Annotated in this window: 21 protein-coding genes; 10 read left to right on the plus strand and 11 right to left on the minus strand. The window is 66.4% G+C overall.

The genetic code is table 11. The annotated features are described in order from the left end of the window. Window positions 1–149 precede the first annotated feature (149 nt). The 4 genes from NCS67_RS21790 to NCS67_RS21805 all read right to left on the minus strand — a co-directional run bounded on the left by NCS67_RS21790 (window position 150) and on the right by NCS67_RS21805 (window position 5,050). Window positions 150–2,414, minus strand: coding sequence for a xanthine dehydrogenase family protein molybdopterin-binding subunit (locus tag NCS67_RS21790; protein ID WP_250436530.1), 2,265 nt, complete (start codon window positions 2,412–2,414; stop codon window positions 150–152). Next, complete coding sequence (locus tag NCS67_RS21795; RefSeq protein WP_175980869.1) at window positions 2,411–3,421, minus strand: FAD binding domain-containing protein; 1,011 nt, start codon at window positions 3,419–3,421, stop codon at window positions 2,411–2,413. The genes NCS67_RS21790 and NCS67_RS21795 overlap by 4 nt, the downstream gene beginning before the upstream one ends. Next, on the minus strand, window positions 3,418–3,975 hold the full coding sequence (locus NCS67_RS21800) for a (2Fe-2S)-binding protein (protein ID WP_008348069.1): 558 nt from the start codon (window positions 3,973–3,975) through the stop codon (window positions 3,418–3,420). Before NCS67_RS21800 ends, NCS67_RS21795 begins: the two co-directional genes overlap by 4 nt. A gap of 175 nt (window positions 3,976–4,150) precedes the next feature. Then, the gene (locus NCS67_RS21805; RefSeq protein WP_008348071.1) at window positions 4,151–5,050 is read right to left on the minus strand and encodes a LysR substrate-binding domain-containing protein; all 900 of its coding nucleotides are present in this window, start codon (window positions 5,048–5,050) and stop codon (window positions 4,151–4,153) included. A gap of 176 nt (window positions 5,051–5,226) precedes the next feature. On the opposite strand from NCS67_RS21805, the gene NCS67_RS21810 reads away from it, so the two are divergent. The 10 genes from NCS67_RS21810 to NCS67_RS21855 all read left to right on the plus strand — a co-directional run bounded on the left by NCS67_RS21810 (window position 5,227) and on the right by NCS67_RS21855 (window position 14,577). Continuing rightward, the gene (locus NCS67_RS21810; RefSeq protein WP_008348073.1) at window positions 5,227–6,297 is read left to right on the plus strand and encodes an ABC transporter substrate-binding protein; all 1,071 of its coding nucleotides are present in this window, start codon (window positions 5,227–5,229) and stop codon (window positions 6,295–6,297) included. Between the two features lie 36 nt (window positions 6,298–6,333). Continuing rightward, on the plus strand, window positions 6,334–7,413 hold the full coding sequence (locus NCS67_RS21815) for an ABC transporter ATP-binding protein (RefSeq protein ID WP_250436531.1): 1,080 nt from the start codon (window positions 6,334–6,336) through the stop codon (window positions 7,411–7,413). Further along, a complete protein-coding gene (locus tag NCS67_RS21820; protein WP_008348076.1) occupies window positions 7,400–8,272 on the plus strand; it encodes an ABC transporter permease in 873 nt (290 codons plus the stop codon). Before NCS67_RS21815 ends, NCS67_RS21820 begins: the two co-directional genes overlap by 14 nt. Window positions 8,273–8,288: 16 nt before the next feature. After that, entirely contained in the window at window positions 8,289–9,086 is a 798-nt protein-coding gene (locus NCS67_RS21825; RefSeq protein WP_250436532.1) for an ABC transporter permease, read from the plus strand. Continuing rightward, entirely contained in the window at window positions 9,083–10,210 is a 1,128-nt protein-coding gene (locus tag NCS67_RS21830; RefSeq protein WP_175980880.1) for an NAD(P)/FAD-dependent oxidoreductase, read from the plus strand. Before NCS67_RS21825 ends, NCS67_RS21830 begins: the two co-directional genes overlap by 4 nt. Window positions 10,211–10,221: 11 nt before the next feature. Next, window positions 10,222–10,590 carry a (2Fe-2S)-binding protein gene (locus NCS67_RS21835; RefSeq protein WP_033536269.1) on the plus strand — a complete coding sequence of 123 codons (369 nt, stop codon included), beginning with the start codon at window positions 10,222–10,224 and terminating at the stop codon, window positions 10,588–10,590. Then, window positions 10,580–11,995 (plus strand): NAD(P)/FAD-dependent oxidoreductase, encoded by a 1,416-nt coding sequence (locus NCS67_RS21840; RefSeq protein WP_008348083.1) that lies wholly within the window; start codon window positions 10,580–10,582, stop codon window positions 11,993–11,995. Before NCS67_RS21835 ends, NCS67_RS21840 begins: the two co-directional genes overlap by 11 nt. After that, window positions 11,988–13,151 carry an NAD(P)/FAD-dependent oxidoreductase gene (locus NCS67_RS21845; protein ID WP_250436533.1) on the plus strand — a complete coding sequence of 388 codons (1,164 nt, stop codon included), beginning with the start codon at window positions 11,988–11,990 and terminating at the stop codon, window positions 13,149–13,151. The genes NCS67_RS21840 and NCS67_RS21845 overlap by 8 nt, the downstream gene beginning before the upstream one ends. Before the next feature lie 37 nt (window positions 13,152–13,188). Then, entirely contained in the window at window positions 13,189–13,542 is a 354-nt protein-coding gene (locus NCS67_RS21850; RefSeq protein WP_008348087.1) for a RidA family protein, read from the plus strand. 126 nt (window positions 13,543–13,668) lie between these two features. Further along, the gene (locus tag NCS67_RS21855; RefSeq protein ID WP_008348089.1) at window positions 13,669–14,577 is read left to right on the plus strand and encodes a LysR family transcriptional regulator; all 909 of its coding nucleotides are present in this window, start codon (window positions 13,669–13,671) and stop codon (window positions 14,575–14,577) included. A 15-nt stretch (window positions 14,578–14,592) separates the two neighbouring features. On the opposite strand, the gene NCS67_RS21860 is transcribed toward NCS67_RS21855, so the two are convergent. The 7 genes from NCS67_RS21860 to NCS67_RS21890 all read right to left on the minus strand — a co-directional run bounded on the left by NCS67_RS21860 (window position 14,593) and on the right by NCS67_RS21890 (window position 24,561). Continuing rightward, window positions 14,593–15,969, minus strand: a complete 1,377-nt coding sequence (locus tag NCS67_RS21860; protein WP_008348091.1) for an MFS transporter — start codon at window positions 15,967–15,969, stop codon at window positions 14,593–14,595. 85 nt (window positions 15,970–16,054) lie between these two features. Beyond that, window positions 16,055–17,776 (minus strand): GMC family oxidoreductase, encoded by a 1,722-nt coding sequence (locus NCS67_RS21865; protein WP_008348092.1) that lies wholly within the window; start codon window positions 17,774–17,776, stop codon window positions 16,055–16,057. A gap of 33 nt (window positions 17,777–17,809) precedes the next feature. Continuing rightward, window positions 17,810–18,616: an enoyl-CoA hydratase/isomerase family protein gene (locus tag NCS67_RS21870; protein ID WP_250436534.1), complete on the minus strand. Its 807-nt coding sequence runs from the start codon at window positions 18,614–18,616 to the stop codon at window positions 17,810–17,812. 6 nt (window positions 18,617–18,622) lie between these two features. Then, window positions 18,623–20,185: an AMP-binding protein gene (locus NCS67_RS21875; RefSeq protein WP_250436536.1), complete on the minus strand. Its 1,563-nt coding sequence runs from the start codon at window positions 20,183–20,185 to the stop codon at window positions 18,623–18,625. Next, window positions 20,178–20,705: a (2Fe-2S)-binding protein gene (locus NCS67_RS21880; protein ID WP_085955302.1), complete on the minus strand. Its 528-nt coding sequence runs from the start codon at window positions 20,703–20,705 to the stop codon at window positions 20,178–20,180. Before NCS67_RS21880 ends, NCS67_RS21875 begins: the two co-directional genes overlap by 8 nt. 5 nt (window positions 20,706–20,710) lie before the next feature. After that, window positions 20,711–21,532 carry an FAD binding domain-containing protein gene (locus NCS67_RS21885; protein ID WP_175980890.1) on the minus strand — a complete coding sequence of 274 codons (822 nt, stop codon included), beginning with the start codon at window positions 21,530–21,532 and terminating at the stop codon, window positions 20,711–20,713. Next, complete coding sequence (locus tag NCS67_RS21890; protein ID WP_250436537.1) at window positions 21,529–24,561, minus strand: xanthine dehydrogenase family protein molybdopterin-binding subunit; 3,033 nt, start codon at window positions 24,559–24,561, stop codon at window positions 21,529–21,531. The genes NCS67_RS21885 and NCS67_RS21890 overlap by 4 nt, the downstream gene beginning before the upstream one ends. Between the last annotated feature and the right edge of the window lie 4 nt (window positions 24,562–24,565).

Here is a 24,565-nt window from a genome sequence, read left to right on the forward strand (position 1 = left end):
TCGCGGACCACCGCGGCGCTGGGACGCATCAGTTTTGGAAGCGCTAACTTAACGCTCGGCGCACCGGCCTGACGTGCGCCGTCGCACAATTGTCTGCAGAAAGCGGCTTCGCGGCGGTTTCTGCCATGCGAGGATGGCCGGCCTGCCAATCATGCGAAGACTGTCTCCAGCGTGATCGGCAAATCCCGTACGCGTTTGCCCGTCGCATGCCAGATCGCGTTGGCGACCGCCGCCGCGACGCCGACCACGCCGATCTCCCCCACGCCCTTCGCGCCGAGCGGATTCACGATGTCGTCATGCTCGTCGACGAAGAGCACATCTATGTCGTGAATGTCCGCGTTCACCGGTACGTGGTATTCGGACAGGTTGTGGTTCATCTGCCGGCCGAGCTCGTGGTCGAACTGCCCGTGCTCGTGCAACGCCATGCTGATGCCCCAAACCACGCCGCCCGATATCTGACTCGCCGCCGTCTTCGGATTGACGATGCGTCCTGCCGCCACCGCGCTGACCACGCGCGTCACGCGCACCGTGCCGAGCGCGGCATCGACGCGCGCTTCGACGAATACCGCCGAGTGCGTGGCAATGGAATACGACTGCTGCCTGTCGTGCGGCGTGACCGTTACCTGCGCGTCGATCGTGTCGAGGCCGGCGCGCGTCATCAGCTCCCGCAGCGACACGCGTTGCGCCTTGCCCTCGCCGCAAACGACGTATTCGCCATCGAGTTGCATCGTGTCGGGCTGCGCGCGAGCGAACGCATCGCCGCCGTGTTCGGCCGCGAGCGCCGTCAGCTTCCCGCGCAAACGCGTACAGGCCGCGTGCACCGCGCTGCCGACCGATGACACTGTCCACGATCCGCCTTCGAGCGGCGCCTTCGGCAGACGGCTGTCGCCCAAACGAAAATCGACGTGCTCGAGCGGCACGCCGAGCGCATCGGCGGCGAGTTGCGTCATCACCGTGTAGGTGCCGGTGCCGATGTCCGCCGTGGCGCTCGCCACGACGACACGTCCGTCCGCCCCGATTTGCGCGAGCGCGGAAGCCTCGTTCTGCATCGCGTCCCAGATGCCCGTCGCCATGCCCCAGCCGACGAGCTCGTTACCCTCGCGCATCGAACGCGGCGCGAGCGGGCGCCTGTCCCAGCCGAAGCGCGCGGCGCCTTCTTCGAAGCACTGACGCAGCGCCTTGCTGGAGAACGGCAGGTTCTTGTTCCCGTCGCGCTCCGCGTAGTTGATGAGGCGCAACTTCAGCGGGTCCATGTCGAGCGCCTCGGCGAGCTCGTCCATCGCCATTTCGAGCGGAAAGAGCCCCTGCGCTGCGCCCGGCGCGCGCATGTCGGCGGGCGTCGGCACGTCGAGCTTGCTCACCTTGTAGTCCATCCGCACGTTGTCGCACGCGTAGAGCTGTCCGGCCCAGTTCACCATGACATCGCAATAGTCCTCGTATTGCGAGGTTTCCGACACCGCCTCGTGGATGACCGCCTGCAGTTTGCCGTCGCGATTCGCGGCGAGCGCGACGCGTTGCAGGCTCATCGGCCGATGCGCGAAGGTGAACATCTGCTGCCGCGTCAGCACGAGGCGCACGGGCCGCTTCAGATCGCGCGCGGCCATGACGGCAAGCGGCAGATGATATTGCGGACGCAGCGCCGAGCCGAACGCGCCGCCGACGAACGGCGAGACGACTTCGAGCGCGTCGTCGTCGAAGCCGAAGAGCTTCGTCAGATACTGCTTCGTGTTGAGCACGCCCTGCGTCTTCTCGTACACGACGAACTTGCCGGAGGCTTCGGGAATCACCGTGCAGCCGTGCAATTCGATCGGGTTGTGATACTCGGCCGGCGTCGAATAGCGGCTGTCGATTTTCACGGCGGCTGCGGCAAGCGCGCCGTCGGCATCGCCGCGAGGCGGCGGCGGAGGCTCGAAGCCGCCCTTTTCGGTCGATGGCGGATAGCTCTCGGCTTCCACCTCGCGCAGATCCGTGCAGTGGCTGCTTCGCTCGTAGGTGACTTCGATCAGCGAAGCGGCATGACGCGCCAGTTCATGGCTTTCCGCGACGACGAGCGCGACCGGCTGGCCGCTGTACCAGATGCGGTCGTCCCAGAGCGGCCGAAACGGCATGCCGCCCGGCGCGGACTGGTCCTGCCACGCCGCGTCGCGCAGCGGCAGTTCGGGCCGGTTCTCGTGCGTGAGCACCATCAGCACGCCCGGCAATTCCAGCGCGCGCCGCGACTCGATCGACACGATGCGCCCGCTCGCGATGCGGCTCGGGAGCACGAAGCCGTAGGTCATTGCATCGGAAAAAAATTCGGCTGCGTAGCGGGCCTCGCCCGTCACCTTCTTCCTGCCGTCGACCCGGCTGACGGGCTTGCCGCTGACATGCGCGCCCCGTTCGGCGATGCGTTCCAGTTCGTTCGGAAAGTTCATGATGCGTCGTCCTCTCTGGCGGCGAGGCTGATCCCCGATGCCTGCTCGAAAGCGCGCTCGATGGCGCGCGCGGTCAGTTCGATCTTGAATGCGTTGCCGGGCAGGCCGCGCGCGTCGCGCATCATCGCGCTCGCGAAATCGCGCACCGTCGTAGCGTCGAGCGTCTTGCCCCGCAACGCGGCTTCGGCATCGCGATTGCGCCACGGCTTGTGCGCCACGCCGCCGAGCGCGCAGCGGACCGCTTCGATGCGCGTGCCGTCGAGCTTGAGCGCGAGCGCGACCGACACCAGCGCGAACGCGAACGACGCGCGGTCGCGTACCTTGACGTAGGCGTAGCGATCGGCGAAGCCCTCGGCGGGCAACGTGACAGCGACGATGATCTCGTCGTCGCGCAGGTTCGTATCGATATGCGGCGCATCGCCGGGAAGCCGGTGAAACGCGTCGAACGGCACGACGCGCTCGCCTTCGCCGCCTGTCACGCGCACGGAGGCGTCGAGCGCGGCGAGCGCCACGCACATATCGGACGGATGAACGGCGATGCAATGCTCGCTCGCGCCGAGAATGGCATGAATGCGGTTGACGCCATTCATCGCGCCGCAGCCGCTGCCGGGCCGGCGCTTGTTGCATGGCGTGGCGGTGTCGTAGAAATAGTGACAACGCGTGCGCTGCAGGAGATTGCCGCCGACCGTCGCGACATTGCGAATCTGCGCCGAAGCGCCGGACAGAATCGCCTTCGACAGCAGCGGGTAGCGCGACTGGATGCGTTCGTCGTAGGCCACGGCGCTGTTCGTGGCGAGCGCGCCGATTTCGATGCCACCGTCCGCGCTTGGCTGAATCGCCGCTATCGGCAGGCGGCGGATATCGACGAGCCGCTCGGGACGCGCGACGCCTTCCTTGATGAGATCGACGAGATTGGTGCCGCCCGCGAGAAACGGCGCCGACGGTGCGCGGTGCGCTTCGAGCGCCGCGGACACATCGTTCGCGCGCGTGTAGGAGAACCGGTTCATGAGTGCGTCTCCCCGTTCTCGACGGCGGTCTCATCGACGCCGTTCGCGCTCGATACTTGCAGAATCGCCTGCACGATGTTCGGATACGCGCCGCATCGACAGATGTTTCCGCTCATCGCCTCGCGCACTTCCGCGGCGTCGTGTGCATGTCCTTCCGCGAGCATGCCGACCGCCGAGCAGATCTGGCCCGGCGTACAGTAGCCGCACTGGAACGCGTCACAGTCGATGAACGCCTGCTGCATCGGATGCAGCGTGTCGCCGCTCGCGAGCCCTTCGATTGTCGTGATCTCCGCGCCGTCGTATGAAACGGCGAGCGCGAGGCACGTATTGATGCGCTGGCCATCGACGAGCGCGGTGCAAGCGCCACACTGCCCGTGGTCGCAGCCCTTTTTCGTGCCGGTGAGCTGGCACCGCTCGCGCAGAAGATCGAGCAGCGTCGTCCACGGCTCGATGTCGAAGGTCTGCGTCCCGCCGTTGATCGAGAGCGTACAGGCGACGCGCTGCGCATGCGGCGCGCCCACGTCCAGGGCCGTCGCAGTCGGTGTGGTGTTCATGGAATCTCCTGTCTGGAATGCTGATTGCCAGCATGCCGCGTGCCGCGGAGCCAAACGCCGTCACGGCGTGGCCGGACAGTGCAAGGCCCCGTATCGAGATTCTTGCGAAAGGCGACCGCGTACTTCGTGAAAGGATTGCGGTGAATACGCCGAGCCGATGAGCACCGTTCGACGGCTAGACGATCCCATCGAGCAGTTCGTCGTGCAGCTCGCGCAGGACCTCCACGAACGCGGATGCAAGCCGCTCACGCGGCCGATGCGGCGGAAACAGCAGATACGTCGGAAAGCGCGTGACCGGCTGAAACGGCCGGATGACGATGTCCGGTCCGACGAAGTCTCGCGCCACGATCGGATGCGCGAGCGTCACGCCCATGCCGTGCCGAACCATCTCGCAGCACATGGCCGTGTATTGCGCCTCGATGGCCAGCACGCGCTGCACGCCCGCGCGCTGAAAGACTTCATCCATCACGGCGCGCGTGCCATCGCCGTGACAGAGCGAGATGAACGATTCGCCTTCGAGATCCTTCGGCCGAATGTTGCGCTTCGCCGCGAGCCGATGATTCGCCGGCATCACACACACGGCGGCCACGTTCGATAACTGCTCGACCTCGCAATCGGACGCTTCGCTCACATACACCGCGACCCCGAGATCGCAAAAGCGCGATGCCGTCCAGTGATTCACCGTCCCCGACGTATTGACATGCAGCGAGACCGTCACGTCGGGAAACAGCGCATGAAATCGCTTGATCGCATGGGGCACGAGCGTCATGCCGGCCGATGGCATCGCCGCGATGCGCAACCGCCCGCTGCCGAGATTGCGGATCTGCGCCGCCGCATTCGCGAGACCCTGCAAGCCGACGAACGCGCGCTCCACTTCACGAAAGAACGCGGTGCCTTCGCTGGTCGGAATCAGACGCACGCCGCTGCGCTGGAAAAGCTGCAAACCGGTGTCGCGTTCGAGTTGCGAAATGAGCCGGCTGACGTTCGGCTGCGATGTGAAGAGCGCCTTGGCCGCGGCCGTCATCGACCCGGAAACCATGACCGCGCGAAACGCCTCGATGTGCTTCAGGTTCATGCGCGCTTTCCCTTAAGTAGTCACCATGACACGATGAAATGTATATCAACCATGTATAGGTAGGTATTTTATTTGTATTGGACGATATGAATTGACAGCGCGACACTCGATCCGTCGATGGGCCAGATGTCTTCCAAATCCCACCCGCCCACGCCCCCGCAATGGAGATCCTCGTCATGAAAAAAGCGTTGCATCGCCGTCCGTCCGCTCTTCCCGCACGTCGCGTCATCGCCGCTCTCGCGTTCTCGGCGGCCGTTGCCGCGCCGATGCTCGCGCAGGCCGACACGACGCTGTACGTCGCCAATGTCGGCGGTTCGAACGAACAGTTGTATCGGCAGAAAATCATTCCGGCGTTCGAGAAGGCGCACAACGTAAAGGTCGTCTATGTGGCGGGCAATTCGAGCGACACGCTCGCGAAGTTGCAGGCGCAAAAGGGCCATCAGCAGATCAATGTCGCGGTGATGGACGACGGCCCGATGTATCAGGCCATGCAGATGAACCTGTGCGCGAAGCTCGACGACGCGCCCATCATGAACGACGTGTATCCGCTCGCGAAACTCGGCCCGACGGCGATCGGCGTCGGCATGGTGGCGACGGGCATCGGCTATAACGAGGAAGCGTTCAAGAAGGCCGGCCTGCCGCCGCCGGACTCGTGGAAAGTGCTCACCGATGCGCGCATCAAGGGCAAGCTCGGCGTTCCGCCGATCACCAACACTTACGGCCTGCATACCCTCGTGATGCTCGCGCGTCTCTCGGGCGGCGGCGAGAAGAACATCGATCCCGGCTTCACGGCGATGACCAAGCAAGTCGCGCCCAACGTGCTCTCGTGGGCCCCGACGCCCGGCGAAATGGATGGCCAGATGCAATCCGGCGACGTGATTCTCGCGCCCTACGGCAGCGGTCGCGCGGTCGCGTTGCAGAACACCGGGTTTCCGCTCAAGTTCGTCTATCCGAAGGAAGGCGCGGTCGCGCTGCAAGTGGCGGCGTGCGTGCTCGCGGAAAACGCGCAGCCCAAGCTGTCGCAGGAATTCGTTCAATACTTGCTGACGCCCGAAGTGCAACTGCTGCAAGCGCAGAACATCGGTCTCGGGCCGGTCAACAAGACCGTGAAGCTCGCGCCGGAAGTCGCCGCGCGCGTGCCTTACGGTCCCGAGCAGGTGTCGAAGCTCACCGCCGTCGACTGGGCGACGATCAACCAGCATCGCACGGAATGGACGGAACGCTGGAACCGTTCGGTCGAGCGCTAAAGCCGCGCATCCGCATCTGTCGAAGGAGTCACGCGCATGGCATTCCTGACGCTTCAGGGCATCTCCAAACGCTACGGCGATTTCACGGCGATCGAACATGTCGATCTGTCCGTCGAACGCGGCGAATTTCTCTCGCTGCTCGGTCCGTCCGGCTGCGGCAAGACCACGACACTGCAGATGGTCGCGGGCTTCGTCACGCCGACGAGCGGCCGCATCCTGCTCGATGGCCGCGACATCACCAACGAGCGCCCGGAGAAGCGCGGCATCGGCGTGGTGTTTCAAAGCTACGCGCTGTTTCCTCACATGACGGTGGCGGGCAACGTCGGCTTCGGGCTGGAGATGCGCAAGGTGAAGCGCCGCGAGCGCGAAGAGCGCATCGAGGAGGCGCTCGCTCTGGTGCGGCTCAAGGGCCTCGGGCATCGCTATCCGAAGGAACTGTCGGGCGGGCAGCGGCAGCGCGTGGCGATTGCGCGCGCCATCGCCATGCAGCCGGAACTGTTGCTGCTCGACGAACCGATGTCCAATCTGGACGCGAAGCTGCGCGAGGAAATGCACATCGAATTGCGCGCGATCCAGAAGCGTCTCGGCATCACGACGATCCTCGTCACGCACGATCAGGTCGAGGCGATGACCATGAGCGACCGCATCGCCGTGATGCATGGCGGCAAGATCGCGCAACTCTCCACGCCCTACGATGCGTACGAGCGTCCGGCGACGCCCTTCGCTTCGACCTTTCTCGGCCGCACGAATGCGTTCGCGGGCGAAGTGCTGCAGCGCAATCCGCGTTGCGCGGTCGTGAACGTCGCCGGGACGGAACTGCATGTGCCGCACGAAGGCCGTCACGTCGATGGCGCGGTGAATGTCTATATTCGCCCGGAGAAAGTGCATCTCGCCAACGGCGATGCGCGCATCAGAGGACGTATCGCGACGCGTGTGTTCATCGGCAATCAATGGCTGATCGAAGTGGAGACGGCGCTCGGCAAGTTGCGCATCGCGCAGCCGAACCACGGCGCGCCGCCGCCGCAAGAAGGCGACGAAGTGGGTCTCGACTGGACCGACGACGACCTGCGCGTGCTCACGCAAGACGGCAAGGAGACGCTGCATGGCCACGCTTGACGACGCTCGCCCCGGCGCTGCGCCGTGGCTCTTGTCCGGCCCCGCGCTGCTGCTGTTCACCGGCCTGCTGCTGGTGCCCTTGATCCTCACGCTCGTCCTCTCCTTCCGCGTTTTCAGTGATACGGCCGGCATCACCAGCGCGTTCACGCTGTCGAACTATTGGGAAGTCGTGAGCGACCCGTACTACGGCACGATCTTTCTGCGCACGGCGGGCCTCGCAACGGGCGTGACGCTCCTGTCGATCGTGCTCGGCGTGCCGGAGACGATCATCCTCGCGCGCATGAAGAAGCCGTGGCAATCGCTGTGTCTGCTGATCGTGCTCGGGCCGCTGCTGATCTCGGTCGTCGTGCGCACGCTCGGCTGGCAGATTCTGCTCGGCAACAACGGCGTGCTCAATAACGTGCTGCAAGCCCTGCATATCACCGAGGAACCCATCCGCCTCGTCTTCACGATGACCGGCATGATCATCGCGCTGACGCACGTGCTGGTGCCGTTCATGGTGATGTCCGTCTGGGCCAACATGCAGAAGCTCGACCCGCAAGTGGAATGGGCGGGCCGCTCGCTCGGCGGATCGCCGCTCAAGGTGTTTCGCCGCGTGGTGCTGCCGCAGATCATGCCGGGCGTGCTGTCGGGATCGATCATCGTCTTCGCGCTGTCGGCGTCGGCGTTCGCCACGCCCGCGCTCATTGGCGGACGGCGGCTCAAGGTGGTCGCGACCGCCGCCTACGACGAGTTTCTCGGCACGCTGAACTGGCCGCTCGGCGCGAGCATCGCCGTGTTGCTGCTGATCGCGAACGTGGCCATCGTGATGGGATGCAGCCGTCTCGCCGAGCGCCGCTTCAAGCACATTTTCGACTGACCGCGAGGACACGCACATGAAGCAGAACGGCCCGCTCGCGCTCGTATTCAACGCGCTTTTCCTGACTTTCATTCTCGCGCCGCTCGTCGTGGTGATGCTCGTCTCGTTCACCGACAAGGGCTTCATTTCGATGCCCTTCGACGGCGCATCGTTGCGCTGGTTCCACGCGATCATCGAGAACGGCGACATCGTGTCGGCGTTCTGGCTGTCGATCAAGCTCGCGTTCGCGGCGGCGACCATCGGCGTACTGCTCGCCGTGCCGGCCGCGCTGGCGATCGCGCGTTACCGCTTTCCCGGCCGCGCCGCGCTCACGAGCTTCTTCCTCTCGCCGATGATGATTCCCGCCGTCGTGCTCGGCATCGCGTTCCTGCGCTTCCTGTCGATGCTGAATCTGTCGGGATCGTTCTGGTCGCTCGTGTGCGCGCATGTGGTGATCGTACTGCCGTATGCGCTGCGGCTCGCGCTCTCGTCGGCGGTCGGCCTGGACCGCGATGCCGAACGCGCGGCGCTGTCCTGTGGCGCGAGCCGCTTCACCGCGTTTCGCCGCGTCGTGTTGCCGATGATCCGCACCGGCGTCGCGGGCGGCTGGGTGCTGTCCTTCATCCAGAGCTTCGACGAACTGACGATGACGATTTTCGTCGCCACGCCCGGCACCACGACGCTGCCGGTCGCCATGTACAACCAGATCGCGCAGACGATCGATCCGCTGGTCGCGAGCGTCTCGGCGGTGCTGATCGTCGGCACGGTGCTCCTGATGATTCTGCTCGACCGCATGGTCGGACTCGACCGTATTCTGATCGGAGAAGCCCGATGACTTCTGCTAGTCCCGACGTACTCGTTCTCGGCGGCGGCCTCGTCGGATCCGCCGTCGCCTATGGTCTCGCCCGCGAAGGCGCGCGCGTGACCGTGCTCGATGAAGACGACGGCGGCTTGCGTGCCTCGCGCGGCAACTTCGGCCTCGTGTGGATTCAGGGCAAGGGCTACGGCCTGTCGCCGTATGCGCGCTGGTCGCGTTCGTCGGCGGTGCGCTGGCCTGCGCTCGCGGAGTCGCTTCACGCCGAATCGGGCGTCGATGTGGCGCTGCGCCAGCCCGGCGGCTTCCACTTCTGCTTCAACGACGCCGAACTCGCCGACCGCGAGAAGCGGCTTTCGACACTGCAAGCCGAACTCGGCGATTACCCGTATCAGATCCTCACCGGCGCCGAAGTGCGCGAGCGCATTCCGCAAGTCGGGCCGAAGGTGATCGGCGCGAGCTATACGCCGATGGACGGCCATGTGAATCCGCTGAAACTGCTGCGCGGCCTTCATACGTCGATGCAGACGCGCGGCGTGCGCCTCGTTTCCGGCGAGCGCGCCGAGCGCATCGTGCCCGAAGCGAACGGCTTCGTCGTGCAGGGCAAGCGCGGCACGTATCGCGCGGGACGCGTGGTGCTGGCGGCGGGTCTCGGCAATCGCACGCTCGCGCCGTTCGTCGGGCTGAATGCGCCGGTCGCGCCCAATCGCGGACAAGTGCTGGTAAGCGAGCGCGTCGCGCCGTTCCTGCACTATCCGACGCTCAACGTGCGTCAGACCGACGAAGGCAGCCTGCAATTCGGCGATTCGATGGAAGAAGTGGGCTTCGACGATTTCACGACCACGCCCGTCCTCGCCGATATCGCCCGGCGTGCGGTGCGCGCCTTCCCGCTGCTGGAGCATGTGCGCCTCGTCCGCATGTGGGCCGCGTTGCGCGTCTACAGCCCCGACGGCTTTCCCGTCTATGACCAGTCGGAGCGGCATCCCGGCGCGTTCGTCGTGACCTGCCACAGCGGCGTGACGCTCGCCGCCGCGCACGCGATGCGCATCGCTCCGTGGATTCTCGGCGCACCGGTTCCCGACGAACTGCCCACCTTCTCCGCGCGCCGCTTCGAGCACGCCAAAGAACTCATCTCCGCACATTGAGCACGCACGACATGACTTCATCGACACCTACGCTTTTCAAGCCGCTGCCGGGCGCGGACGGCGCGAGCATCGACATCTTCTTCAACGACCGGGCGCTGACCGTGCAAGGCGGACGCTCCGTCGCGGCGGCTTTGCTCGCGGCGGGCGTGTCGCGGTTTCGCGCGACGCCGGTTTCGGGCGCACCGCGCGCGCCTTACTGCATGATGGGTGCGTGCTTCGAATGCCTCGTCGAGATCGACGGCGTGCCGAGCCGCCAGAGCTGCATGGTCGAAGTGAAAGCCGGCATGCGCATCCGGTCGCAGGAAGGCGCGCGCGATCTGCCCCCTTCGATCGGCACCGATACCGCCGACGCATCGCTGGAGAACGCACATGGCCGCTGAACTCGTTTCGTCGCATGCCGAAGCCGTCGATGTCGTCGTGATCGGCGCCGGTCCCGCGGGCATGAGCGCCGCGACGCGTGCCGCGCGCGCGGGCCTCAAGACCGTGTTGATCGACGAACAGGACGCCGCCGGCGGACAGATCTATCGCGGCATCGGCCGGGCGGACGCGCGCCGCAAGGAGATCCTCGGTCCCGATTACGCGGCGGGCGGCGCGATCGCCCAGGCGTTCGCGGCATCGGGCGCGCGGCATCTGACGGGCGCGACCGTGTGGCAGGTCACGCGCGAGCGCGGCATCAACTATCTGAAGGACGGCAGGATCGGCAGCTTCGACGCCCAGCGCGTGATTCTCGCGAGCGGCGCGATGGAGCGGCCTTTCCCGATTCCCGGCTGGACGCTGCCCGGTGTGCTGACGGCGGGCGCCGCGCAAATCCTGCTCAAGAGCGCGGGCGAAGTGCCTGCCGCGCCGCCGATTCTCGCGGGATGCGGACCGCTTCTGTATCTGCTCGGCTGGCAGTACATCCGCGCGGGCGTGCCGATTCGCGCGCTCGTCGACACGACGCGCCACGAAGACCGCTGGCGCGCGAAGCGTCACATGCTGTCGGCCTTGCGCGCGTGGCCGTATCTCAGCAAAGGACTGCAGTTGATGCGCACGCTGCGCGAAGCGGGCGTGCCGATGTTCGAGGCCGCCGACGACCTGCGCGTCGAATCGCGCACCGGCGCCGACGGCGTGGAGCATGCGAGCGCGCTCGGCTTCACGACGCAGGGCGCGGCGCACCGCATCGAAGCGGACGTGATTCTGCTGCATCAGGGCGTCGTGCCGAATACGCAGTTCACGCAGGCGTTGCGCGCGACGCATCGCTGGGATAACGCGCAACTCTGCTTCACGCCGAAGACCGACGCATGGGGCGAGCTCGACGTGCCCGGCATCTTCGTCGCGGGTGACGGCGCGGGGATCGGCGGCGCGCAGGCGGCGGCCTTGCAGGGCGCGCTCGCGGGCGTCGCGGTGGCGGCGCAACTCGGCGCGATCGATACCCGCAAGCGCGATCTCGAAGCGATGGCGCTCAGGCGCGATCTCGCGGGCGCCCTGCGCATCCGTCCGTTCCTCGATTCGCTGTATCGTCCGCGCGATGTGAACCGCATTCCGAAGAACGAAACCATCGTCTGCCGATGCGAGGAAGTCACCGCGGGCGAGTTGCGCAAGTTCGTCGAGCTGGGCTGCGTCGGGCCGAACCAGGCGAAGTCGTTCGGGCGCTGCGGCATGGGACCGTGCCAGGGCCGCATGTGCGGGCTGACGGTGACGGAAGTCATCGCGGATGCGCGGCGCGTGTCGCCTGCCGAGGTCGGCTATTACCGCATTCGGCCGCCGATCAAACCGCTCACGCTCGGAGAACTCGCCGGTGAATGAAATCAGCGAAGCCGATGTGATCGTCGTCGGCGGCGGTCTGCACGGCACCAGCAGCGCGTTGCATCTGGCGAAGCGCGGCGTGAAAGTCATCGTGCTCGAAGCGGATTACGTGGCGCGTCATTCGTCGGGCGTCAACGCGGGCGGCGTGCGCACGCTCGGGCGTCCGCTGCCCGAAATTCCGCTCGCGCTGATGTCGCGCGAAATATGGCACGGCATGACCGATCTGCTGGGCGAGGATGGCGGCTTCGTGCCGTCGGGGCAACTGAAGATCGCGGAAACGGAAGCCGAGCTCGAAACCTGCCGCGAACGCGTCGCGCTTTTGGCGTCGCATGGCTTCACGCACGAGAAGATCATCGATCGCGAAACCGTGCTCGAACTGGAACCGGCGCTCGCGAGGCACGTGACCGGCGGCATCTGGGTCGAGCGCGATGGCTACGCGTTGCCGTACCGCACGACGACTGCCTTCAGGCTCGCGGCGCAACGTCTGGGCGTGCGCTTTCTGGAAGGCACGCCGGTGAGACGCATCGAACAGCGCGGCGAGCGATGGTTCGCGCAGACGCCGCGCGGCACGTTCGGCGCGCAGAAGATGCTCATCGCGTCGGGCGCGTGGTCCGGCGAGTTGTCGAAGCAGGCGGGCGAGCCGGTGCCCGTGCATCCCGAAGGCCTGATGCTGATGGTCACGCACCGGGTCGCGCCCTTCTGCCGCGCGACGCTCGGCGCGACGGGCCGTCCGCTGTCCTTCAAGCAATTCGACAACGGCACGGTCGTGATCGGCGGCAAGCTGATCGGCATCGCGGAACTGGCGAACCGTCACGGCGAAGTCGATTTCATGCGCCTCGTGAAAAGCGCGCAGACGGTCACGGATCTTTTTCCGCATCTGCGTCATCTCGGCGTGAATCGCGCGTGGGCGGGCGTCGAAGCATTTACCGAAGATGAACTGCCGGTGATTTCGGCAAGCCGCACGGCGTCGAATTTGTACTACTCGTTCGGCTATTGCGGCAGCGGCTTTCAGCTCGGGCCGGGCTGCGGCAAGCTCGTCTCCGAACTCATGCTCGACGGCGAGCCGTCGCTGTCGCTCGATGCATTCGCCATCGACCGTTTCCATGCGCGCGCCACGTCGGCAGTCGCCGATGCGTTGCCGCTCGTCACGCACTGATCCGTATTCCCCAACCCTTTCGTAAGGAGAACAAGTAATGAGCGATATCGTTCGCATCGACACCAATCAGCGCATGAGCCGCGTCGTGAAGGCGGCGGGACTCGTGTTCATCGGCGGGCAGACGTCCGCGGATCAGACGCCCGATATCAAGCTGCAGACGGCAAAGGTGCTCGAAAAGATCGATGGCTTCCTGGACAAGGCGGGCATCGACAAGACCCGTCTCGTGTCGGCGCAAGTGTGGCTGTCGGATATCGCGCGTGATTTCGCGGGCATGAACGAAGTGTGGGATGCGTGGGTTCCCGAAGGCTGCGCGCCGACGCGTGCGACCGTGGAAGCGAAGCTCGCGTCGCCTGCGTTGCTGGTGGAGATCGCCGTCATCGCGATGAGCTGACGGCGGCCGGGGCGGTCTCGTTGCAGGCAACCGGCGACTCGATTCTCCGGTTGGCGACGCGACGCCGCCCCCCTGAAAGACGGCGCGCGGTACTATGTTCACGGACCGTCCCGCACACCCCGTCTCATGGAACTGAAGCAGATTCAGTACTTCATCGCGCTTTTCGAGGAAGGCACCGTCACGCGTGCCGCAAAGCGGCTGAACATTGCGCAGCCGGCGCTCAGCATGCAGGTCGCCAAACTCGAATCCGAGATCCGGCAGAAGCTCTTCGAGCGCGGGCCGCACGGCATGGCGCCCACCGAAGCCGCACGATTGATGTACCGCCTCTACACGCCGATCCTGCGCGACATCGACCACGCAAGGGAGCACCTGAGCCGTCGCGATGTCATCGTGACGGGCCGCGTGTCGCTTGGGATGGTCTCGTCGGAAGCGCAGAGCGTATTGCCCGAATCGCTCGCCCGCTTCGATGCGCTTTTCCCGCAAGTCGAAGTATCCGTCGCCGATGGCTTCAGCGCGCAACTGATCGACGCCGTCGAATCGGGCCGGCTCGATGCGGCCATCATCAACAAGCCGCGCGGACGCCTGATGCTGGACGTCAAGCCGTTGCTCGTCGAAGAAATGGTGCTGGTGACGAGCGCGCTGCACGGCCCCGAGCTTCCCGGCACGATCGATCTGACCGGGCAGCCGGACATCGAGCTCGTGTTGCCTACGCGGCGCAACGGTCTGCGCGGCGCGCTCGATGCCGCCCTGATGGCGGCCGATGTCGTCATCCAGCCGAAGTTCGAGATCGATCTGCTGAGTACCATCGTGCAGTTCGTCGAGCAGAGCAGCGTCGCGACGATCCTGCCGCGCGTCGTGGTGCAGGCGCAAGCGGACGAAGGCCGCTTGCGCATACGCACGATCTCGGCGCCGCCCATCGTGCGCCACATCATTCAGGTGACGCATCCGAAGCGGCCGATCGGGCCGGCCGCCGAGGCATTGATCGCGATCATCGCCGAGGAGATCGGACGCGTGACGACGCGCGCGCCGGAATGACGCGCGCCGTGAAGGTCACGAAGGACTGCCCGCGTTGCCGTTCTCGAGCTTGCCGAGCGTCTCCGGCACCACGAACGCGCCGACGAGAAAGATCACGCTGATCGCGCCGACGAAAATCGCGAGCGTCGACGGCAACTGGCTCGCATCCTTCGCGACGAGCGAGACGAAGGTCGGCATCATCCCGCCGATCGCGAAGCCGATGTTCCACGAGAGGCCCGTTCCGGTCGCGCGAATCGCGGTCGGAAAGCGCTCGTTCAGGAAGATCAGTATGGGCGCGTAACCGGCGCTGCCGAGCGCGGACAACAACACCGCATAGACGCCGATCATCGTGATGCTTTCTGCCGTCGGCAACAGCAGAAAGAGGCCGGGCAAGGCGACGAGCCGGATGATGCCGATCCAGATGAACGCGCCCTTGCGCCCGATGAACGTGCTGAGATGCCCCGCCAAAACCGATGCGATCACCACCGCCACGCTGCAGATCATCAGGATCGCGGCGGCCGCCCCGTTCGGCGCGTGGCTCACGACCTTGAGGAACGTCGGCAGATAGCCCGACGTGAGGTAGTAGCCGCTGCCGCCGCCGATGGTCAGCAGGAGATTCACGAACAACACGCCGCGGTACTCGCGCGAGAACAGCGTGCGGATCGGCGAGCGCACGACTTCGGCCTTTGCGCGCTCGGTATTCGCCGCGGCCTTCGCAGCTTTTTCGGCGGCGAGCTTCTTCCACAGCGGCGACTCTTCGAGACTGTTGAAGACGAAGAGACCGAGCACCGAACTCACGATCCCGGTGAAGAACATGCAGCGCCAGCCCCACACGTCGAAGGCATCGCCGGGAAAGAGCGCGGACATCGCGAGAAAGGTGAGCGATGCCAGAAGCGCGCCGAGTCCCGCGCCGCCGCCGCCGATCAGCCCCGACACCGCGCCGCGATATTTCGGCGCGACCGATTCGGTGCCGATCGTATGCGTCGACGCCACCACGCCGCCGACGAACACGCCCTGCACGAGACGCAGCAGCAGGAAGAGGATCGGCGCGACGATGCCGGCCTGCGCGACCGTCGGCAGCGCGCCGAAAGCCGCAGTGGACAACCCGACGCCGACGACCGCGAAGATCATGGCGCCCTTGCGGCCGCGACGATCCGCATACGAGCCGAAGAGCGCGGAGCCGAGCGGACGCATCAGCAGCGTCACCGCGAATGAAGCGTAGACCGCCGCGAGCGAGAGCATCGCGTGTTCGGACGGGAAGAACAGACGCCCGACAACCGGCGCCACATACAACAACACGAACAAGTCGAACAGATCGAGGGCCCAGCCGATGCACGACGCCATCACTGCACCCATGATCTGCCGCTGATTTGCCGGAAGCACGGCGGCTCCGTCTTGCGCTGCTACGGACATGTGTATCTCCTTTGGATTACCGCAGGCACGCTTTTATGGATGCGTGCTCTTGTTACGATTGAAAAACGAAATTGCTCGAGCAGTGTCAGTACGCGGCGGCGAGCGGCGGGGCCATGCTCGCGCTTCGCTGCGCGACCATCGCGTCGGCGATCTTCTCGGCGATCATGATGGTCGGTATGTTCGTATTGGCCGATGGCAGCCTCGGCATCAGCGATGCATCCACGACGCGCAAGCCGCGCGCGCCGTGCACGCGCCCTTCGGTATCCGTGACGGCATCGCGATCCTCCGCGCCGCCCATGCGGCATGTGCCGCTCGCGTGCCACACGCCGAACACGTTCGCGCGGATGAACGCGGCGAGCGCGCGGTCGTCGGCGAGCAGCGCGTCCATCTTCAGTCCGCGCGTGAAGAAGCGTTCGATGAGGAAACGGCGCACCGGCGCGGGCGCATCGAGCAGCACGCCGAGAACGGACGTGAGGCGCGCATTGCCCTCGCCGACCCGGCTCAGCGCCTTCACTCGCGCAGAAAACGCCGCCGGAAAGAAGTCGCGCGAACTGCGCCCGAGTCCCGATGCGTGGACCACGCTCGCCAGCATCCGCACGCCCGCGGCGAGGCGCTGCACGTCGCGTTCGTCGTCGAGCAGATTGAGATCGACGCGCGGCGCGGCGGCCGCATCGGGCGATGCGAGCTGCACGCGGCCACGCGAATACGGCCGGTTGCACCACAGAAAGAAGAGTCCGAGCCGGTTGCCGAGCGCATGCCACGCCGCACGCGTCGCGCTCGACAGATACAGGTCCGAGGCATCGCAGTCCGCGACGCCGGAACTCAGACGCGCGGCCATCATGCTGGCGCGGCGTCGTGCGAGCGGCATGCGAAAGCGCGGCTCGAGAAAATGACAGAACGTCAGCGACGGATGATCCTGCAGATTGCGTCCGACGCCCGGCAAGTCCACTTCGCACGCGATGCCGAGCGCCGCGAGCTCGCGCGCATCGCCGATGCCCGCGCGCATCAGCATCGCCGGCGACTGCAGCGCGCCCGCGCTCAGCACGACTTCGTCCGCATCGAACTGAACGCGCTCGCCGTTCTCCGCAATCGCGACGACACCGCGCGCCGTCGCGCCGTCCATCACGATGCGTTCCACGCGCAGCTTCGCGTAGACCGCGAGATTCGGACGCCTGCGCGTGGCCTCGTCGAGATAGGCGATGGCCGTGGACACGCGCCGATCGTCGATATTGGAGAACGCGCCGGGAAAGAACCCGTCGCCGAACTCGCCATTCTGGTCCTGCAACTGCGCGACCCCGTTCTCGCGCAGACCCTTTGCGAACGCGTGGCAGAACGCCGGCCAGTCGTCGGGCATGATGCGGCGGATCGGCACCGGGCCGTCGCTGCCGTGCATCTCGCCGCCGGGAAAGTTCACGTCGCGTTCGAGCTTGCGAAAGTACGGCAGCACGTCGCGCCACGCCCAGCCATCGGCGCCGTTCGCGGCCCATTCGTCGTAATCGCGCGGCAGGCCGCGATTGGCCGACTGCACGTTGATGCTCGAGCCGCCGCCCATCACGCGGCCCTGCTCGTACACGCGCGGCGCGGCATCCTTCGTGGCCTTCGCTTTCAGGTCGGGCCAGATGTAGGTATCGCCGCAGAAGACCGGCATCGGATAGCTGTCGAGAATGGCCTCGGGCACGGCGCCGGGCGGCGTATCCGCGCCCGCCTCGATCAGCGCGACGCGCAGCGACGGCACCGCCGACAGCCGATGCGCCAGCACGCATCCCGCCGAGCCGCCGCCCACGATCACGACATCGAAGCGCTCCATCGCCTGTCTCCTTTTATTGTGCAAAGCGCGGGATCAGGACCCGCGAAACACCGGCTTGCGCTTGCCGTGGAACGCTTCGACGCCTTCGCGGAAATCGTCCGACGAGCGCAGGCGGCTATAGCAATGGCCTTCGAGTTCGATCGCGATCGAAAGCGGCGCGTCTTCCGAGTCGTTCAGCAGCTTCTTCGCCGTGCGCTGTGCCAGCGGCGAGAACGCGCGCAGTTCGTCGACGAGCGCATCCGTCGCCGATTCGAGTTCCGCGTCGGCCACGCAGTCCACCGCGATGCCCCATTCGTACGCCTGCTTGCCGGGAATGCGGCGCGAGCGCATCACAATGTCCTTCGTGCGGCCGATGCCGACCATCGACTGCAAGCGCGCCGAGCCGCCCGAGCCGGGAATCTGCCCGAGCTTCTGCTCCGGCAGCGCATAGAACGTCGTATCGGTGACGATGCGGAAATCGCACGCGAGCGACAACTCGAAGCCCACGCCGAAGCAGAATCCGCGATTGGCCGCGATGACCGGCTTCGAGCAGCGCGCGGGCGCCGCGATATTCCACGCGAGCTTCGACACATGTTCCGGCGATGCCTCGAGAAAGCCCTTGATGTCGCCGCCGCTCGAGAAGTGCTCGCCCTTGGCGCGCACGACGATCACGCGCACGCGGTCGTCCTCGTCGAGCGCCTCGAATGCAGCGCGCAACTGGTCGCGGGCGTGCATCGAAATGACGTTGAACGGCGGGCGATGCAGGATGATGTCGGCGCGCTCGCGGGCGGCGTCGATCTCGACTGAAAAGCCGTCCAGGTCTTGCAGCAGCGTCTGGCCGCGATGGTTCAAATCGCTCATGTTCGGTTACTCCTTGGTGGTCTCTGTAGAGGTTGCGTGGGTCTCGCTCGCGTATTCGCCGGCCTGCAGCTTGCGGCGCAGGATCTTGCCGACCGGAGACTTCGGTATGTCGTCGACGAACACGTATTCGCGCGGCCGCTTGAAGTTGACGAGATCGGACTGACGGCACCAGCCGTCGAGCGCTTCTGCATCGACGAACTCGCGGCGCTTGATGAACGCGACGACGCGCTGGCCCCATCGCTCGTCCTTGACGCCCGCGACCGCGACTTCGTCGACGGCCGGATGCAGCGACAGCACCGATTCGATATCCACGGGCGAGATGTTTTCTCCGCCGCTGATGATCATGTCGTCGACGCGGCCGGTGACGTACAGGTCGCCGTCGGCATCGAAGTAGCCGGTGTCGCCGGTGAAGTACCAGCCTTCGCGCAGCGACTTCGCATTCGCGTCCGGGCGATTCCAGTAGCCTTCGAAAGCCTCGTCGCCGAGCAGGTCCGCGATGATCTGGCCTTCCTCGCCGGCAGCGGCGATCTGATCGGGCGATACGGCATCCAGCTTCACGACGCGCAGCCGCGTGTTGATGCCCGCGCGCCCCGCGCTGCCGGGCTTCTTCGTCGCGTCCTGATCGATGCTGAACGTATAGACCTCGGACGAGCCATAGTGATTGACGAAGAGTTCCGGCTCGAAGGCGGCGGACAGGCGCTTGAGCAGGCCGTCGTTCATCGGCGCGCCCGCGAAACCGAGCTTCCTGACCGACGACGTGTCCGTGGCCGCGAACGTCTTGTCGGCGAGCAGGTCGTGATAGAGCGTCGGCACGAGGTAGAGGCACGTGAGCCCGTGCGCGGCGATGGATTCGAGCGCGAGCTTCGCGTTCCAGCGGCGCACGCAGACGAACAGGCCGTCGACGAGCGCCATCGCGAGCAGCGAGCGCACGCCCATCGTGTGATAGAGCGGCATCACGCCGAGCGTTCTCTCGCCCCGCCGATACAGGTTCTGCGCGACATGCGCGAGCGCGCCCGCGCGTTCGTGACGATGACGCCGCGGCACGCCCTTGGCCTTGCCGGTGGTGCCGGACGTGTAGAGGATCAGCGAGATGTCGTCGGCGGTGGCGCGCGTCGTCGCGTCGTGGCGCGCTTCGCTGCGGTCGGCAACGAGCGCATCGAAGCCCAGGTTGCGGCCGGGCGCATCGTCGAGGCCGATGCGCGGCACGTTCTGCGCAGCCGGACTCTGGATGACGGCATCGGCGCAAACGGGCTCGTAGACGATCGCCTTCACGCCGGCATCGGTCACGCAATAGTCGAGTTCCTCCGGCTTCGCGCGCCAGTTGAGCGGCACGATCACGATGCCGGCGAATTGTCCCGCCCAGTGCAGCGTCGCCATTTCCCAGCGGTTCTGCAGCACGACGAGCAGCCGGTCGCCGCGTTCGAGACCGAGCGCGCGCAGGCCATCGGCGACATTCAGGATCACGCGATGCCACTGTGCATAGGTCAGTTGCAGTTCGCCATCGACGAGCGCGAGCGCGTTCGGACTGCGCTCGACGCTTTGCAGAAAGGTGCGGCCGAGATCAAGCATGTTCGACCTCGCTCGTGTCCGCTTGCGTCCGGCGGCGCGCCGCCACGTCGAGCACCGCCGCCACGATCGGCGTGTAGCCCGTACAGCGGCAGATATGCCCCGACAGCATTTCGCGCACTTGCTCCTCGGTCGGATTCGGCACGCGTTGCAGATAATCCGCGCACGACATGAGAATGCCCGCCGTGCAGAAGCCGCACTGCAAGGCGTGATGCCGCTGGAACGCCTGCTGCAGGTCGCCGAGCGTCTGCTCGGGCGCGAGACCTTCGACGGTATCGATACGCCGTCCGTCCGCCTGCACCGCGAGCATCAGGCACGCGCGCGCCGCGACGCCATCGACGTGCACGGTGCATGCGCCGCAGACGCCGTGTTCGCAGCCGACGTGCGTGCCGGTCGCGCCCAGTTCGTGCCGGATGAAATCCGACAGCAGTTCGCGCGGCTCGCAATGGCCGCTGCGCTCGCGGCCGTTGAGCGTCAGCGCGATGCGCTGCCGTTCGTCCCGCCGCATGATGTTTGCCGACATGTCGCTCACTTCGCCTCCTCGATCACACGCCATCCGAGTTGCCGGACCAGATTCCGGCGATATTTCGCGCTGATATGCGCGTCGTCCTGCGCGTTCAGTTTCCAGCTCAAATCGTTCAGTGCGCCGCGCAGGTCGTCGCCTGCGAGACGCGGCCAGCTTTCGACCACGGGCCTGTCGGCGACGCCGCCCACCGCGATGCGAATCGCATCGTCCGATACGACCGCCGCGCACGCGACGATCGCGAAATCGCCGTGACGCGCGGAGAATTCGCTGAACGCGTAGCGCTCGCCAGCTTTTCGCAGCGGAAAGCGCACCGCTTCGACGAGTTCGTCCGGCTCGCGCGCGGTCATCAACATGCCCTGAAAGAAATCCTGCGCGGCGAGCGTGCGCCGCTTCTTCTTCGAGCGCAGCATCACGTCGCCGCCGAGCGCCGAGAGCACGAGCGGCAGTTCCGCGCTCGGGTCCGCATGTGCGATCGATCCGCACACCGTTCCGCGATTGCGGATCTGAAAATGCGAGATATGCGGAAAGGCCATCGCGAGCAGCGGCACTTCTTCTGCGAGCGTCGCGCGCCATTCGACGCTGCCTTGCGTCGCGGCCGCACTCACGACGAGCCGCCCCGCTTTCTCGTCGATGCGCACGGCACTGAGTTCGGCGGTGCGGGATATATCGACGAGCATCTTCGGCTGCGCGAGCCGCATGTTGAGCACGGCCATCAGCGACTGTCCGCCCGCCAGCACGCGCGCGTCCTCGCCGTATTGCGCAAGGGCGTCGAGCGCGTCCTGCGTGGTCGGCGCGCGCAGATAATCGAACGCTACCGGCTTCATGCGCGCCTCCTGAAACGTGCGAGGAATCTCGCGAGCCACGATCCGCGCGTCTGCACCGGCTTGCCCGCCGCCTGCCGCCCGAGCGATTCGAACAATTGATTCAGCACGACCTTCGTCGCGCCTTCGAGCATGCGGCCGCCGACCGCGGCGACCTTGCCCGACACCTGCGCTTCGTAGTCGTACGTGAGCCGCGTGCCGCTGCCTTGCGGCTTCAGTTCGACGAGACCGCTGCCGCGCGCGCTGCCGAGCGGCGACGTGCCCGCGCCCGCCAGCCGCAGACGATGCGGCGCGTCGATCTCCGACAAGCCGATGCGCGCCTCGAAACGTGCCTTGATGAGGCCGACGCCCACGGTCACGTCCGCGCGATACTGGTTCGGCGCGGTTTCTTCGAGCGCATGACAGCCCGGAATCACGTTAGCGAGCGCCTTCGGATCGAGCAGCACGGCGAACACGGCTTCCGGCGTCGCGGGCAGATCGACGCTTCCCTGCGCCGTCAGTGCGCGTCCGCCGCCCGGCGTCGCGGGCTTCGCCGCCGGCGCTTCGCGATATTCGGGGCGCGACGGCTCCGGATCGTCGATGCCGATCATCGCCATGACCTTGGACGGCGTGAGCGGCAAGCGAATGTCTTCGACGCCGAGCGCATCGGCCACCGCGTTCGCGATGCACGGCGGCGTGCTCATGTTGTTGCCTTCGCCGAGCCCTTTCGCGCCGAGCGGCGTGAACGGCGACGGCGTCTCCAGATGCACGATCACCGGATCGGGCACTTCGCAGGTCGTCGGCATCAGATAGTCGGCGAGCGTGCCGGACTGGAAGCTGCCGTCCGTGCCGTAGCGGAACTCCTCCATCAGCGCCGCGCCGACGCCCTGCGCGAACGCGCCGCGAATCTGGCCATCGGCGAGCGCGGGATTGAGGATCGTGCCGGCATCGTGCACGGTGACATAACGGTCGATCCGCACGCGCCCGGTCGCACGGTCCACTTCGACCCCGCACATGTCGAACGCGAAGCCATACGCCGCCGACGTGTTGATGCGGTCGGCCTCGTCGGGCGCGTCCATGTGCGGCGGCGACCAGAACACCGTCTCGCGCAGGCCCGGCTCCTCGCCTTCGGGCAGGAGCGCGGGCGCCCAGTGCGGCGCATTGCTCGCGGCGCGCGCGAACGGCAGCGCGCGATCCTCGGCGTGCACAGGAAAGATGCGCGCGCCTTCGAAGCGGATCTCGTCGGGCGAGCAGCCGAACTGCTTCGCGAGCACGCGCGACAGCTTCTCGCGCACGCGCGTGGCGGCCAGATGCACCGTGCCCGCCACCGCGCCCGCGAAGCGGCTCGAATAGTTGCCCGCCGCGACGGACCACGCGTCCTTGTGCGTATCGAATTCGACGTTGACGACGATGTCCTTCGGGTCCAGCCCGAGCACATCGGCGACGACTTGCGCGCACACCGTCATGTGCCCCTGCCCCGCGGGCGTCGATGCGATCGTCACGACGACGCCGCCCAGCAGATCGACGCTGACTGTGGCGCTCGCGATCGCGCCGTTCTTCGGCCCGGCCTTGCGGCGCGCGTCGGCGGGCATGACGGTCGTGATGTAGCCCATGTTCGATACCGACGGCTCCACGATCGCCGCGAAGCCGATGCCGAAGAGCCGCCCTTCCCTGCGCGCGGCATCGCGGCGTGCGACGAGTTCGGCGTAGCCGCCTTCGTCGATCGAGCGGCGCAGCGCTTCCTGATAGTTGCCTGAATCGAGCAGCGCGCCGGCCGCCGCGCGATACGGAAACGCATCGGCGGGAACGAAGTTGCGGCGATACACGTCGAGCACGTCGAGCTTCAGTTCGATGGCAATGCGCTGAATCAGCCGCTCGAGCGCGAAGTACACCTGCGGTCCGCCGAAGCCGCGCACGAGGCCGGTCGGCGTCTTGTTCGTGAGCACGACCCGATTGCGCACGAGCAGATTCGGGATCGCATACGCGCCCGTCAGACAGCCGTGCATCCGGTAGAACGTCGCGGGCTCCGGCGCGCGCACGTAACCGCCGACGTCTTCGAGCTGGTCGTAGGACAGCGCGACGATGCGGCCATCGCTTTGCACCGCCGCCTCGATGGTCGAGAGGCGCGCCGTCGCGGAGGTCGCCGCGCTCAGGTGCTCCAGCCGGTCCTCGACCCATTTCACCGGCGCGCCCGCCTTGCGCGACGCGAGGCACATCAGCACGACATACGGAAACACGGCCTGCTTCACGCCGAAGCTGCCGCCCGAGTCGCGCGGAGCCTTGTGACGCAGACGGTTCGCGGGCACGTTGAGCGCCATCGCCATGACGGCGTGCAGCGAGAACGGCCCCATGAAGTTCGACGTGACGTCGTAGCCTTCGTCGCCGGACAGATATTCGGCGATCACGACGCCGCACTCGATCGGCGCGCAGGTGTTGCGCGGATACTGCGCGACGAGCTTCACGCGATGCGGCGCGTTCTCGAACGCCGCTTCCGGCTCGCCGTAGCGGAAATGCCGGTCGCTGACGACGTTGCTGCCGACGCGCTCGTGCAGCAACGGCGCGTCGTCCCGCACCGACTGCTCGATCGACGTGACCGGATCGAGCGTCGCGTATTCGACCTTGATGAGATCGAGCGCGTCTTCCGCGAGGGCACGCGAATCCGCGATGGCGACCGCGACCGGCTCGCCCACATAGCGCACGCGGTCCATGGCGAGCGCCCACTGTTCCATCGGCGATTTCACGCCGACGACGAACGGACGCGACCACGCACGCAGATCGTCGCGCGTGAGCACCGCATGCACGCCGTGCAGCTTCAACGAGGCGTCCGTGTCGATAGAAACGATGTCGGCATGAGCGTGCGGCGAGCGCAGGATCGCGGCGTGCAGCGTGCCTGGTTTCACGGCGATGTCATCGCCGTAACGGCCGCGGCCCGTGAGAATCGCCGGATCTTCGAGGCGCTGCATGGCGCGGCCGACGTGGCGCTGCGGCGTGGCAACGGCGTCGTCGGCGACGCGTGCATTGATATCTGCGAAGGCGGTATCGCGCTGATTCATCGCA

The sequence above is a fragment of the Caballeronia sp. ATUFL_F2_KS9A genome (genome assembly GCF_023630765.1).
Taxonomy (GTDB): domain Bacteria; phylum Pseudomonadota; class Gammaproteobacteria; order Burkholderiales; family Burkholderiaceae; genus Caballeronia; species Caballeronia zhejiangensis.